The organism is Mycolicibacterium tusciae (assembly GCF_002086795.1).
GTDB lineage: Bacteria > Actinomycetota > Actinomycetes > Mycobacteriales > Mycobacteriaceae > Mycobacterium > Mycobacterium tusciae.
The window spans coordinates 22,661-35,100 of sequence record NZ_MVIM01000005.1 but is presented as its reverse complement, the minus strand read 5'-3'; the positions used below and the strand labels follow the sequence as shown (position 1 = coordinate 35,100).

The following is a 12,440-nucleotide window of genomic DNA, read 5'->3' as shown; positions in this document are numbered from 1 at the left end:
TCACGTCAGGTGCTTGAGCACCTCTTCCGCTAGTCGCTCACCACGATCCTCCTGCAGGAAGTGTGACGCGCCCTCGATCCTCACCTGCTCCGTAGCGCCGGGAATCAGATCGCAAAACGCCTGTCCCGCTTTCGGATACGGGAAGATCGGATCCTGATCGGAGAACGCCACCAACGCCGGCTTCTGCCACCTCGACAGCTCATCGGCGACCGCACTCATCACCTGTGCTCCCGGCGCATCTTCGGTGAGCGGCACCAACAGCGGGAACTGCGCCGCGCCGGCCTTCGACTCAACCGTCGGGAACGGTGCATCGTAAGCAGCGACGACATCCTCGGGAAGATCCGTCGCCGTAGCGCCCTGGATCACGAAGCCGACCGGCAGGTCCGGGTTCTTCTCGGCAAAGTCGCGCCACGCCATGAACCCCTTGGAGACGCGCCCCGTGAACAGCCCGGTGTTGAAGATCGCCAGCGCACCAACACGATCGGCGTTCTCCACGGCCCACCGCAGTCCGATCGCCCCACCCCAGTCCTGCACCACCACAATCGCGTCGCTGAGATCCAGACCCGCGAGCACGCGCGACGTCAACTCCGTGTGGCGGTCGTAGGTGTACCAACCGCGATCGGTCGGCTTGTCCGAACGTCCGAAACCCGCGTAGTCCGGCACGACCACGCGGTGGCCGGCCTCCACCAGAGGACCGACCATCTTGCGATAGAGGTACGCCCAACTCGGCTCCCCGTGAAAGCATACGATCGGCCTGCCGCCGCGCGGCCCCTCGTCGACGTAGTGCATGCGCAGGCCGTCGGCATCGACGTAGTTGGGCGCGAAGTCGTAGCCCGGCAGATTCTCAAAGCGTTCGTCCGGCGTCCGGAAGACCTCAGTCATGCACACAACGTAGACCTGAGTTGACCGACCGGTCAACTATGTAGAATCGGCGCATGCCACGTACGTCGGATGCGCGCGAGCGGATCGTCACGACGGCCGCACGGCTGTTTCTCGAACGCAGCTACCAGGCCGTCGGTGTCGACGAACTGTGCCAGGCCGCCGACGTCCGCAAGGGCAGCTTCTACCACTACTTCTCGTCGAAGTCCGAGCTCGCGAAGGCGGTGATCGACCTGCATGCCGAGGTCTTCGCGCGACGGTTGTCCGGCTCACCTGCCGCGACGCCGGCGCAGCGATTGCATGCGATCCCCGACGCGATCGGCCGTATTCAGGCCGCGCTCGAAGCTCAGTTCGGGCGGGCAGTCGGCTGCCCGTTCGGGAACTTCGCCGCCGAACTATCGACCACCGACGACGATCTGAGAACGCATCTTGCCGGCGTGCTGGGTGCGATGGAGCGCCATCTCGCCAGGGCGTGCCACGACGCGGCCGATGCGGGCGTACTGCGCGACGGCACCGACCCCGACCGGCTCGCGCACGCACTGCTGGCGCAGTACCAGGGCATCATCCTGCTCGCCAAGCTCAATGACTCCGGCGTCGAGGCGCTCGCGCCCGCACTGCACGACTTCATCGACGGCTACCTCGTCGATGCGCCCACTTCTGCAGGCACGCGATCCTGATCGGCATCGGTCACCGGGATCAACGCTGCGAGGACGCCCGCGAGTATCGCCATTCCCGCTGCGATCAGCAGACTGATCCGAAACGCCGTCAACGACGGAAACTCCTGACCCGCAATGGAAATCGTCAATCCCGTCAGGACCGCACCGACCACGGCGCTGGAGATCGACGTTCCCAGCGCGCGTGCCAGCGCATTGATGCCGTTCGCTGCGGCCGTCTCCGACATCGGCACCGCGGCGTTGATCAGTGCGGGCAGCGACGAGTACGCGAACCCCACGCCGACACTGACCAAAACGTTGAACATGCACAGTTGCCATGCACCGCCGAGCAACACGAAACCCGCCAGGTACGAGGCCGCGATGATCGCGCAGCCGAGCGTCAGCGTGAACCTCGGCCCTCGGGCAGCGGCGATCCTGGACGCGACCGGCGAGGCCACCATCATGGCCAGGCCACCCGGCGCCAGCCACAGCCCCGCTTCGACCATCGAGAGCCCCAGCCCGTAGCCGGTGGCGACGGGCAACTCGAGGACCTGGGGGCCGATCAGCGCGAGCGCGAACATCGCGAAACCTACTGCCACCGAAGCGACATTCGTCATCAGCACCGGCCGCTTGACCGTCGTCCGCATGTCGACCATCGGCGAGTCGATGCGCAGCTGCCACCACCCGAACATCGCGAAGATGGCGATCGCTGCGGCGAACATTGCCAGCGTGGTCGCGCTACCCCAGCCCCAGCTGCCGCCTTTGGATATTCCGAGCAACAGCGTCACCAGACCGGCCGCAAGGCCAAGCGCGCCGAGCGGATCGAGTCGGTCGGACGACGCCGCCGCCGGAATTCGCGGCACCAGCACCGCGAACAGAACTCCGGACATCGCACCCAAGATCGCCGCGAACCAGAACACCGCGTGCCAGTCGAAGTGATCGGCGATGATCGCCGCCAATGGCAATCCGAGTGCCCCACCCACGCCGAGCGATGCGCTCATCAATCCCATTGCGGTGCCGACGCGGTGGGCGGGTACGCACGTCCGCAGCACACTGATTCCGAGCGGGACGATGGGTACACCGAAGCCCTGCAGTGCGCGGCCGATGACCACCGGCACCCACGCGCTCGTCGACGCCGCGATCAGTGAGCCGAGGGTCATCAGGATCGCGCAGGCGATCAGCAGGCGTTTGGGGCCGTACATGTCGCCGAGCCTGCCGACCACCGGTGTCGCCACGGCCGCGACGAGCAGCGTCGCCGTGATCACCCACGACGCATTGGACGCGTTGGTGTTGAGCAGCTTCGGCAGCTCGGGAATCAGCGGGATCACCAACGTCTGCATCAACGACATGCAGGTGCCGGTTGTCGCCAGCACAGCGACCACTACGGCGGGATGACGAGTGCGCCCGACGTCCGGCGTAGTGAGGCGGCGCATCTCCGGGATGCTACCGATTAGGCTGGCTATACAAAATTTGCGTGCGGCTAGCCGGCCAACTCCCGTAGCGCGGGCACCAGTAGCGCCAGGGCCCGACCGCGATGCGACTCGGCATCCTTCTCGGCGGGGCTGAGCTCCGCTGCCGTGCGCGTGGATCCCGACGGCAGGAACACCGGGTCGTAGCCGAATCCGCCGTCACCGCGTGGTTCTCGCACGATGCTGCCCGGCCACTCACCGCGCACCACGATTTCTTTGCGGGCGTCGCCCGCTCCGTAAACCAATGCGCACGCCGATACGAATGCGGCCCCGCGCCGCCCGTCCGGCACATCCCCCAGCTGCCCCAACAGCAGCGCGGTGTTGGCGGGGTCGTCGCTGTGTCGGCCCGACCACCGCGCGGACAGCACTCCCGGCATTCCGTTCAGTGCCGCGACCTCGAGGCCCGAGTCGTCGGCCACCGAAGGCAACCCTGTTGCTCGAAACGCGTCGCGCGCCTTGGCCAACGCGTTCTCCTCGAACGTCGCGCCCGTCTCCGGAGCTTCGTCGAACGGGTCGACATCCTCCAGGGACAGCAGCGTCAAACCGGAAACCCCCGCCGCGTCGAGGACGCGGTGCAGCTCCGCCAGCTTCTTGCGATTACGGCTGGCGACAAGTAGATCGGTCAATCGTTGCTCCAAAACACCAGACCACGGTAGACGCCGTCCCGCCGTTGTGAGACCGCTAACAGTGTGCTTGCAACAGCTAGCACAAGGGGTACCGCTACCTCGTCACGACACCGATAACACCGTCGGGTCGTCTATGAGCGAAGGAAACCAAATGGCTGAGAACAACAGCGGACCCATCGAGGCTGTGCGCGGCATCGTTTCGGGCGCAATCGGGTTCACGAAGCAGGTCATCGGGCTGATCTTGAGCCGCAGCGAGCTTCAGGAAGAGGGTCGCGCCCAGGTCGAGAAGGCCTCGCACCAGCTCGATGCAGCGCGTGCAGAGGCCGAAGCCGAGGCCGCTCGCGCCAAGGCCGAGGCACAGGAAACGCGCCAGAAGGCTGCCAGCAACTCGAAGTAATCGACGCGGAGAAGCACCCTCGGCTCACATAAGCCGGGGGTGCTTACTCGTTCTACGTCCGGTCAGCTGCCGAATGCTTTCTTCGCAGGCTCGGCCGACTCGGGCAGCTCTCCGGGATAGGGCAACTCGAGTGCCTCGCGCTGGATCACGAAGATCTGCTCACAGGCCGCCATCGCGGCGTCCAGCATCTTGTCCAGCGTCGAGCGCGGGAACGTCGCGCCCTCGCCGGTGCCCTGGATCTCCACGAGCGTTCCGGTGTCGGTGGCGACGACGTTCATGTCCACCTCGGCGCGCGAGTCCTCCGTGTACGGCAGGTCGACGCGGACGCGGCCGTCGACCACACCGACACTGACCGCCGCGATCGCACACGACAGCGGCCGCGGATCCGACAGCTTGCCCCCCGCGCCCAGGTACGTCACCGCATCGGCCAGCGCGACGTACGCCCCGGTGATCGCCGCGGTGCGGGTGCCGCCGTCGGCCTGCAGCACATCGCAGTCGATCGCGACGGTGTTCTCACCGAGCGCACCCAGGTCGATGCACGCGCGCAGCGACCGCCCGACGAGCCGGCTGATCTCCTGCGTACGGCCACCGACGCGGCCCTTGACCGACTCACGGTCGGAACGGTCGTGGGTGGCGGCGGGCAGCATCGCGTACTCGGCGGTCAGCCAGCCCTGTCCCGAACCCTTACGCCAGCGTGGCACACCTTCGGTGACGCTCGCGGTGCACATGACCCGGGTCTCGCCGAACTCCACGAGTACCGAACCGGCGGGGTGAGTGGTGAAGCCGCGGGTGATGCGGACCGGTCGCAGCTCGTCGTCAAGCCGACCATCTTCTCGTCTGGACACGGGCCAACCCTATCGGGTGGGCCCGACGCGCCAGCCGACCCGGCGACCCGGGTACTGAAGCTCAGGACTTGGCGATCTCGAATGACTCGCCGCACACCACGGCGTGCACCGGACCGTCGAACTCGGCCTTGGCCTCGCTGATGACATCCTCACGGGACGTCCAGGGCGGGATGTGCGTCAGCAGCAGTTCGCCGACGCCCGCATTGGCCGCGGCCCGGCCGGCTTCTGTTCCCGACAGGTGCAGCCTGGGAGGCCGCTCCGGGGAATGCGTCCACGACGCTTCGCACAGAAACACGTCGGCTCCCCGGGCGAGGTCGATTCAGTGCATCGCAGTAGCCGGTGTCACCGCTATAGACCAACGTGGCACCCGCCGGGTCGGTGATCCGGAAGCCGTAAGACTCGGTGGGATGGCAGACGAGGCGGGGCACGACGTTCAGCGTCCCGAGGTCTACCGCGCGGTTGTCCACCCAGTGCCGGATGTCGAAGATGTCCGAGAAATCATCGATCTCCCCGCCCTCGGGCGAGGACGCGGCGCCCAGCCGAGCCCAGGTATTGGCCGGCCCGTACATCACGCCGCGCTCCTGCGCCGGGGACGGGTGATAGCGCCGCCATACGAACAGGCCCGGCAGGTCAAGACAATGGTCCGCGTGCAGATGCGAGAGGAGTACGTATACGGAGTTCGGATCGGCGTACCGCTGCAGTGCACCGAGCACGCCGCCACCGAAATCAAGGACTAGCGGTGGGGTGTCCGGAGCAGTGACCAGGTAGCCGGACGCTGGCGAATCAGGCCCGACAACACTGCCGGAGCAACCGAGTACGGTGATTCGCACACTCACTAGCTTGCCATGCCCACCATCCGCAAGACGAAAACATCGCTGGTTTGCGTGACCGAATTCATTTTTGGACTTTGACAGTGTGCTGAACAGGGCGAACACCGTCGATTGTCGGACCGAGGAACCGACCCGCGAGTGTGGTGAACGCCTCAGGATCGCCGGTCGCCTCGAAACGACGTCGAGCCGCGGGCCCCGCGTCGCCCGGATGCGGATGCAGCAAATCTGATTGGCTGAGTACGCGCAGCAAGTCCTTGGCCGTCTCCTCGGCGCTGGACACCAGTGTCACCTGGTCGCCCATCGCGAGTTGGATCAGACCCGACAGCATCGGGTAATGCGTGCACCCCAGCACCAGCGTGTCCACCTCAGCGCGCTGGAGGGGCTCGAGATACGCCTCCGCAAGGCCGAGCACCTGGCGTCCACTTGTCACTCCCCGCTCGACGAAGTCGACGAACCGGGGGCATGCCACCCCGATCACCTCGGTGTCGCGCGCCGCCGCGAACGCGTCGTGGTAGGCCCCCGACGCGATGGTTGCCTCGGTGCCGATGACGCCGATGCGGCCGTTGCGGGTGGCGGCCACGGCACGCCGGACGGCGGGCAGGATCACCTCGACCACGGGCACCGGCGCGTAGCGCTCCCTGGCGTCGCGCAGGCATGCCGACGACGCCGTATTGCACGCGATCACAAGCGCTTTGACACCGCGGGACACCAGATCGTCGCCGATCGCCAGCGCATGCCCGCGGATCTCTGGAATGGTGAGCGGACCGTAGGGGCCGTTGGCGGTGTCCCCGACGTAGATGATGTCTTCATCCGGTAGCTGGTCGATGATCGCGCGGGCGACCGTCAACCCGCCGACCCCGGAGTCGAAGATCCCGACGGGCGCAGTTGCAGAACTCACGACGTCAGGTTGTACGGGTTCTTCGCGGTGACCTTGCGACGTTCACGCGCCTTGCGTTCAGGTCCGGACAGCAGGTACGCCGCGACGACGCCGGCGATCGCACCGCACAGGTGGCCCTGCCACGAAACGCCGGGGGTGCCGGGCAGGACCCCGAACAGGACGCTGCCGTAGACCAACAGGACCACGACGCCGACGACGATTTCCCACATCTTGCGCGTGAAGAATCCGAATACGATCAGGAAGGCCAGCCAGCCGAAGATCAGCCCCGACGCGCCGATGTGGTTGGTCTCGCAGCGCACGCCGACGTACGGGCAGTGCGCACCGATGTTGCCGAGCAACCACGTGCCGAGGCCGCCGAGAATCCAGACGATGGCCGTAGCGAAGATGAACCGCGACAACCCCGCGAGCGTCATCAGGAAGCCGAGGATGAGCGCCGGCACGGTGTTGGCGATCAGGTGATTCCAGTCCGAGTGCAGCAACGGCGCCCAGATGATCCCCCACAGCCCGTCGCTTTCCAGTGGCCGAATGCCGTTGTTGTCCAGGCGGTGGTTGGTCAACGAGTCCCACAACTCGATGACCCACAGCAGCACGACGAAGCTGACGATGGTCAGGCCGCCGACAATCCATGCCGGCCGCTTCTTCGGCTCCGCCGGCGTCCCCGGCAGCCCCTGGTATCCGGAACCTGTCAAGCCCATAACTGCCCTTCCAACGCGTCCTCCGCGTCATCCAGGCTACCGGCGTACGCACCGGTCGACAGATACTTCCAACCGGCGTCGGCGACGACGAACGCGATGTCGGCCTGTTCCCCCGCTTTGAGCGCCTTGGCCGCCATGCCAAGCGCGGCGTGCAGCACGGCACCGGTGGAGATGCCGGCGAAGATGCCTTCCACCTGGACGAGCTCACGGGTGCGCTTGACCGCGTCGTAGGAACCCACGGAGAACCGGGTGGTCAGCACCTCAGCGGCGTACAGCTCGGGGATGAACCCCTCGTCGATGTTGCGCAGGGCGTACACACCCTCGCCGTAGCGCGGCTCGGCGGCCACTATCTGCACGTCGGGCTTCTGCTCGCGCAGAAATCGCCCGGTGCCCATCAATGTGCCGGTGGTCCCGAGGCCCGCCACGAAGTGCGTGATCTCCGGCAGGTCCGCCAGCAGTTCGGGGCCGGTGCCCTCGTAATGCGCAAGGGAGTTTGAAACGTTGCCGTATTGATACAGCATGGTCCACGAAGGATTCTGCAGCGCAAGCTCTTTCGCGTGCGCGACCGCGGTGTTCGACCCGCCCTCGGCCGGGGAGTAGATGATGCGCGCTCCATAGAGCTCCAGCAGCTGCCGTCGTTCGATCGACGTGTTCTCGGGCATCACGCAGATCATCTGGTAGCCCTTGAGCAGCGCCGCCATCGCGAGCGATATGCCGGTGTTGCCGCTGGTCGGCTCGAGAATCGTTGCGCCGGGCTGTAATTCACCCCGCCGCTCGGCATCCTCGATCATTCGTAGCGCGGGCCGGTCCTTGATGGAGCCGGTCGGGTTGCGGTCCTCGAGCTTGGCCCACAAGCGCACGTGCGGAGCGCCGTCCTCGTCGCTCCAGCGGGGCGACAACCGCTGCAGGCCCACCAGCGGCGTGTTACCCAGCGCCTGGATCAGGGAGTCGTATCGGGTCACTCAGCCACCTGCGACGGCGGGCAGGATCGTCACCGAGTCGCCGTCGGAGATGGCGGTGTCCAGCCCTCCGGAGAACCGCACGTCCTCGTCGTTGACGTAGATGTTGACGAACCGGTTCAGCTTGCCAGGATTGGCACTGTCCATCAGGCGATCGGAGATGCCCGAGTAGTTCGCTTCGAGATCGCCGATCACCGCGCTCAGGGTTGCGCCGTCCGCGGCGACGCGCTTCTCGCCGCCGGTGTGGGAGCGCAGGATGGTCGGGATCGACACGGTGACAGACATGGGCCGGTCACTCCTTTCAAAGTTCTAGTACTGCTCGACGATCTTGACGGGTTCCTCGGTGACGACGCCGTCGAGGATGCGGTAGCTGCGCAGCTCGTGCTCATCGGGGTCGCGTGTCGACACCAGGACGTAGTGGGCGTCCGGTTCGGACGCATAGGAGATGTCGGTGCGGCTCGGGTACGCCTCGGTGGCGGTATGCGAGTGGTAGATGATTATCGGGGCCTCGCCTGCGTCTTCTAGGGCTCGCCACACCTTGAGCTGCTCGCCGGAGTCGAACCGGTAGAAGGTCGGCGAACGCTCCGCGTTGGTCATCGCGATGAACCGCTCCGGGCGATCGGATCCCTCCGGTCCCGCGATCACTCCGCAGGCTTCGTCGGGGTGGTCAGCGCGGGCGTGGGCGACCATGGCGTCGACCAGATCCGCTCGGATCACCAGCACGTTCACTCCTCCCTGCTAACCGCGGCCGACTGCTGACCCGCGTCCGCTTATTCGAACGCTCCGGGCAACATGTCCCGGTACGTCGGTATTCCGGCGACCGACTCGGCCGCCAGCACGCCGACCAGCACCGCGCGGGCCAAGCAGTCCGCCGCGGCCGCCCCGAGCGCGGTGATCAGGGGCACCTCCGGCGACATCGACGCAGGTGTCGCCGGATCGGGCGGTACCTCGATGGCTCCGGTGGCCAGCGCAAACACCGTATCTCCATCGAGCGGGGTGTGACACGGCCGGATGGTGCGAGCCAGGCCGTCTTGGGCGGCGACGGCCATCCGGCGGCACCCCGCCTTGCTGAGGACCGCATCGGTCGCGACGACGGCGATGGTGGTGTTGAGCGGGCTGAGCTCGGTGTGGCGGTCGGCGTATGCCGCGATCTGATCAGTCGGCGGGGACACCAGACCGAACTCCTCGATCTGGTCGGCGAGCCACGGCAGCCCGGTCGCGGGATCCACGGCGTCACCGGCGGCGTTGACGACCACGATCGCTCCTACCGTCGCGCCGGACTCGAGCGTCACCGACGCGGTGCCGACACCACCTTTGAGCACCCCGACGCGTGCCCCTACGCCGGCGCCGACGGTGCCGATGGCCACGTCGGTACCCGCGCTCTCGGCAGCGGCGCGACCGAACTCGGCGTCCGGCCGGCACTTCCAGCCGCCGACCGGAAGATCAAAAATCACCGCGGACGGAACGATGGGTACGACGCCGCCCTCGATCGCCACCCCGCGATCCTGCCCCTCTAGCCACTCCATCACCCCGTGCGCCGCAGCCAAGCCGAACGCGCTGCCACCACTGAGCACGACGGCGTCGACGTGACGCACCGAGTTGATGGGGTCGAGCAGGTCGGTCTCGCGGGTGCCGGGTGCACCACCGCGGCAGTCGACGGCGCCGATGGTCCCCGGTGGTGTCAGAACGACGGTTGTTCCGGTGGCCCACCCCGAACCGAGGTCCGCATCGGAATCGATCCGGTGGTGATGGCCGACGCGGATTCCGGCAACATCCGTGATCGCACCCATGGTCACGACCTGCCCATGATTCCGACCACCAGATACTCCTGCAGCACCGTCAGCCACTGATACACGTCGAGATGTCCCGCCATCGGATGTTCAGGCGGCAGTTCGGCAGGGGCATCCTGCGCTACGCCGAGCATGGTGCCAAGTGCGAGCCGCATGTCGTTGACGGCGGCCGCCCAGGCGTGCGCGTCATCTTCGCTGAGTTCGAACTTGCCGCCGTGTTGTGGGAGGGTGTCCAACAATCGTTGTGCCGCTTCACGTTTGGCCTCGATGATCGCCGGTTCGTGCAGGCTGCGCAGCGCACTGTTGAGGCTCTCGGCGGGACCGGAACCCGCGGGATGGTCGGTTTGCGGGCGGAAAAAGTCCGGTAGCAGCCGCTTCATCGTCTCATCCTGCGGAGGCGACGAGTGACCGGTGCGCATCCCGGTTATCTCTTGGAGTTCATCAGCGGGAGAAGATGATTCGCGGTCGTTGAGCATTCCGACCATGGACGTCGCGAGGTTCTGCAGCAGCGATACCTCGTGAGCGGCCAGGGCCGATCGGAAGCGCGGGCCGTCGGCGGTGTCGACCCGTTTCCATTTGCGCACAGTCGGATCAGCGGTCCTGCTGCAGGGTCGCCCACAGGCCCGCGGCGTGCAGCTTGGACACGTCGACCTCCATCGACTCCCGGCTGCCTGCCGACACCACGGCCTTACCCTCGGTGTGCACCTGCATCATGAGTTTGGTCGCGTGCGGCTCGCTGTAGCCGAAGAGCTTCTGGAAGACGTACGTCACGTATGTCATCAGATTGACCGGGTCGTCCCAGACCAGGGTCACCCACGGGCTATCCGTCGCATCCAGAGTGGCGACGTCCCGTTCCTCGCGAGTTCCCGGTCGGGCCTTCGCCGGCGTAACCATGTGGACAAGGATAGCGAGACAGTCGGGTCATACGTCCGCCGGATCGTGCTGATCGCCCCGCGGGGGCCGCAACACGCGTGCTCGAGGAGATCAAGTCGAGGCCAGCGGCCGCTCAGCCGATACGGTTGCGGTGTGGTCCCGGGTTCTACGGCGTTACTCACTGACAAGTACGAGCTGACGATGCTCGCCGCCGCCCTTCGCGACGGGACCGCAGACCGCCGGACGACGTTCGAGGTGTTCGCCCGCAGGCTTCCCGAAGGGCGCCGCTACGGCGTGGTCGCCGGAACGGCCCGATTCGTGGAAGCGTTGGCACAGTTCACGTTCGACGAATCCGTGTTGACGGCGCTTTCGGATTTCTGCGATCGCGAGACGCTGGCGTTCCTCGCCGACTACCGGTTCCGCGGCGACATCGACGGCTACTGTGAGGGTGAGCTCTACTTCCCGGGATCCCCGGTATTGAGCGTGCACGGCACGTTCGGCGAGTGTGTCGTGCTGGAGACCCTCGCGTTGTCGATCCTGAACCACGACACCGCGATCGCCTCGGCCGCAGCCCGCATGGTCAGCGCCGCCGACGGCCGAACGATGATCGAGATGGGTTCGCGGCGTACCCACGAGCTGGCAGCGGTCGCCGCTGCGCGCGCCGCCTATATCGCCGGTTTCACCGGCACATCGAACCTGGAGGCGCAGCGCACCTACGGTGTGCCGGCACTGGGCACGAGTGCGCACGCATTCACGCTGCTGCACACCGATCGCAACGGTCCGGACGAGAGGGCGGCGTTCAAGGCTCAGATCGAAGCCCTCGGCGTCGGCACCACATTGCTCGTCGACACCTACGACATCACGCAGGGGGTGGCCAATGCCGTCGAGGTGGCGGGCCCGGAGCTCGGCGCGGTCCGCATCGACTCGGGCGATCTCGGCGTGCTCGCCCGGCAGGTGCGGGCACAGCTCGACGGCCTCGGCGCCCGCAACACCCGCATCGTGGTGTCCGGTGACCTGGACGAGTACGCCATCGCCGCACTACGCGTCGAGCCCGTCGACATCTACGGTGTGGGCACATCGGTGGTGACCGGGTCGGGTGCGCCGACCGCCGGCATGGTCTACAAGCTGGTCGAGGTAGACGGTCTGCCCGTGGAGAAACGGAGCAGCCACAAGGAATCTCACGGCGGCCGCAAGCAGGCGATGCGGACATGCAAGGACACTGGAACGATCCTCGAGGAGGTCGTGTACCCCTACGGTCGGCGACCCCAGGGCGAGTCGGGACGCGACCTCACGGTCGACATCATGCGTAAGGGCGAACCGACGGCCGAATTCGATCTCTCCGCCGCGCGCGAACGCGTCAAGGCGGGTCTGCTGAGCTTGCCCTGGGCCGGCCTGAAACTCTCCCGCGGCGAACCCGCCATCCCCACCCGCATAATCTCTCCCGCGAGTCACTAGGAGTTGTCACGGGCGAGACCGGAAACGTCACCGAACTGCTGGCAACGGCGGTCGCCGCACTCGGCGGTGCA

At 66.6% G+C, this 12,440-nt stretch carries 15 protein-coding genes and 1 pseudogene; 3 read left to right on the top strand and 13 right to left on the bottom strand.

Annotated elements, in window-relative coordinates:
* The gene (locus BST47_RS10965) at window positions 1-882 is read right to left on the bottom strand and encodes a haloalkane dehalogenase (RefSeq protein WP_083125582.1); all 882 of its coding nucleotides are present in this window, start codon (window positions 880-882) and stop codon (window positions 1-3) included.
* A gap of 53 nt (window positions 883-935) precedes the next feature.
* Between BST47_RS10965 and BST47_RS10960 the strand changes: the two genes are divergently transcribed.
* A complete protein-coding gene (locus tag BST47_RS10960) occupies window positions 936-1,556 on the top strand; it encodes a TetR/AcrR family transcriptional regulator (RefSeq protein WP_083125581.1) in 621 nt (206 codons plus the stop codon).
* Here the strand turns inward: BST47_RS10960 and BST47_RS10955 are convergent.
* Window positions 1,514-2,965, bottom strand: a complete 1,452-nt coding sequence (locus BST47_RS10955; RefSeq protein ID WP_083125580.1) for an MFS transporter — start codon at window positions 2,963-2,965, stop codon at window positions 1,514-1,516. The two genes, BST47_RS10960 and BST47_RS10955, sit on opposite strands and share 43 nt — an antisense overlap.
* 47 nt (window positions 2,966-3,012) lie before the next feature.
* Window positions 3,013-3,627: an RdgB/HAM1 family non-canonical purine NTP pyrophosphatase gene (gene rdgB / locus BST47_RS10950; protein ID WP_083125579.1), complete on the bottom strand. Its 615-nt coding sequence runs from the start codon at window positions 3,625-3,627 to the stop codon at window positions 3,013-3,015.
* Between the two features lie 151 nt (window positions 3,628-3,778).
* On the opposite strand from rdgB, the gene mbp1 reads away from it, so the two are divergent.
* Window positions 3,779-4,024, top strand: coding sequence for a microaggregate-binding protein 1 (gene mbp1 / locus BST47_RS10945; RefSeq protein ID WP_083125578.1), 246 nt, complete (start codon window positions 3,779-3,781; stop codon window positions 4,022-4,024).
* A 62-nt stretch (window positions 4,025-4,086) separates the two neighbouring features.
* Here the strand turns inward: mbp1 and rph are convergent, their stop codons facing one another.
* The 10 genes and pseudogenes from rph to clpS all read right to left on the bottom strand — a co-directional run bounded on the left by rph (window position 4,087) and on the right by clpS (window position 10,935).
* Window positions 4,087-4,869, bottom strand: a complete 783-nt coding sequence (gene rph, locus BST47_RS10940) for a ribonuclease PH (protein WP_083125577.1) — start codon at window positions 4,867-4,869, stop codon at window positions 4,087-4,089.
* A gap of 61 nt (window positions 4,870-4,930) precedes the next feature.
* Window positions 4,931-5,705 (bottom strand): annotated as a pseudogene (locus BST47_RS10935) (cyclic nucleotide-degrading phosphodiesterase).
* A 58-nt stretch (window positions 5,706-5,763) separates the two neighbouring features.
* Complete coding sequence (gene murI, locus BST47_RS10930) at window positions 5,764-6,597, bottom strand: glutamate racemase (protein ID WP_083125576.1); 834 nt, start codon at window positions 6,595-6,597, stop codon at window positions 5,764-5,766.
* Window positions 6,594-7,292 (bottom strand): rhomboid family intramembrane serine protease, encoded by a 699-nt coding sequence (locus tag BST47_RS10925; RefSeq protein WP_083125575.1) that lies wholly within the window; start codon window positions 7,290-7,292, stop codon window positions 6,594-6,596. The genes murI and BST47_RS10925 overlap by 4 nt, the downstream gene beginning before the upstream one ends.
* The gene (locus BST47_RS10920) at window positions 7,283-8,254 is read right to left on the bottom strand and encodes a cysteine synthase (RefSeq protein ID WP_083125574.1); all 972 of its coding nucleotides are present in this window, start codon (window positions 8,252-8,254) and stop codon (window positions 7,283-7,285) included. The genes BST47_RS10925 and BST47_RS10920 overlap by 10 nt, the downstream gene beginning before the upstream one ends.
* The gene (locus tag BST47_RS10915) at window positions 8,255-8,536 is read right to left on the bottom strand and encodes a MoaD/ThiS family protein (RefSeq protein ID WP_083125573.1); all 282 of its coding nucleotides are present in this window, start codon (window positions 8,534-8,536) and stop codon (window positions 8,255-8,257) included.
* A gap of 24 nt (window positions 8,537-8,560) precedes the next feature.
* Window positions 8,561-8,974: a M67 family metallopeptidase gene (locus tag BST47_RS10910; protein ID WP_083125843.1), complete on the bottom strand. Its 414-nt coding sequence runs from the start codon at window positions 8,972-8,974 to the stop codon at window positions 8,561-8,563.
* Between the two features lie 47 nt (window positions 8,975-9,021).
* Window positions 9,022-10,041, bottom strand: coding sequence for a P1 family peptidase (locus tag BST47_RS10905; RefSeq protein WP_083125572.1), 1,020 nt, complete (start codon window positions 10,039-10,041; stop codon window positions 9,022-9,024).
* Between the two features lie 2 nt (window positions 10,042-10,043).
* Complete coding sequence (gene aosR / locus BST47_RS10900) at window positions 10,044-10,625, bottom strand: oxidative stress transcriptional regulator AosR (protein WP_083125571.1); 582 nt, start codon at window positions 10,623-10,625, stop codon at window positions 10,044-10,046.
* A gap of 7 nt (window positions 10,626-10,632) precedes the next feature.
* Entirely contained in the window at window positions 10,633-10,935 is a 303-nt protein-coding gene (gene clpS / locus BST47_RS10895) for an ATP-dependent Clp protease adapter ClpS (protein WP_083125570.1), read from the bottom strand.
* Window positions 10,936-11,115: 180 nt separating this feature from the next.
* Here clpS and BST47_RS10890 point away from each other — a divergent pair, with 180 nt between their 5' ends.
* Window positions 11,116-12,369 carry a nicotinate phosphoribosyltransferase gene (locus BST47_RS10890; RefSeq protein WP_234809676.1) on the top strand — a complete coding sequence of 418 codons (1,254 nt, stop codon included), beginning with the start codon at window positions 11,116-11,118 and terminating at the stop codon, window positions 12,367-12,369.
* The last annotated feature ends 71 nt before the right edge of the window (window positions 12,370-12,440 follow it).

Coding starts and splice junctions, on each gene's coding strand:
- BST47_RS10965 (WP_083125582.1), bottom strand. CDS start 882: ATGACTGAGGTCTTCCGGACGCCGGACGAACGCTTTGAGAATCTGCCG.
- BST47_RS10960 (WP_083125581.1), top strand. CDS start 936: ATGCCACGTACGTCGGATGCGCGCGAGCGGATCGTCACGACGGCCGCA.
- BST47_RS10955 (WP_083125580.1), bottom strand. CDS start 2,965: ATGCGCCGCCTCACTACGCCGGACGTCGGGCGCACTCGTCATCCCGCC.
- mbp1 (WP_083125578.1), top strand. CDS start 3,779: ATGGCTGAGAACAACAGCGGACCCATCGAGGCTGTGCGCGGCATCGTT.
- BST47_RS10925 (WP_083125575.1), bottom strand. CDS start 7,292: ATGGGCTTGACAGGTTCCGGATACCAGGGGCTGCCGGGGACGCCGGCG.
- BST47_RS10915 (WP_083125573.1), bottom strand. CDS start 8,536: ATGTCTGTCACCGTGTCGATCCCGACCATCCTGCGCTCCCACACCGGC.
- BST47_RS10905 (WP_083125572.1), bottom strand. CDS start 10,041: ATGGGTGCGATCACGGATGTTGCCGGAATCCGCGTCGGCCATCACCAC.
- clpS (WP_083125570.1), bottom strand. CDS start 10,935: ATGGTTACGCCGGCGAAGGCCCGACCGGGAACTCGCGAGGAACGGGAC.
- BST47_RS10890 (WP_234809676.1), top strand. CDS start 11,116: ATGCTCGCCGCCGCCCTTCGCGACGGGACCGCAGACCGCCGGACGACG.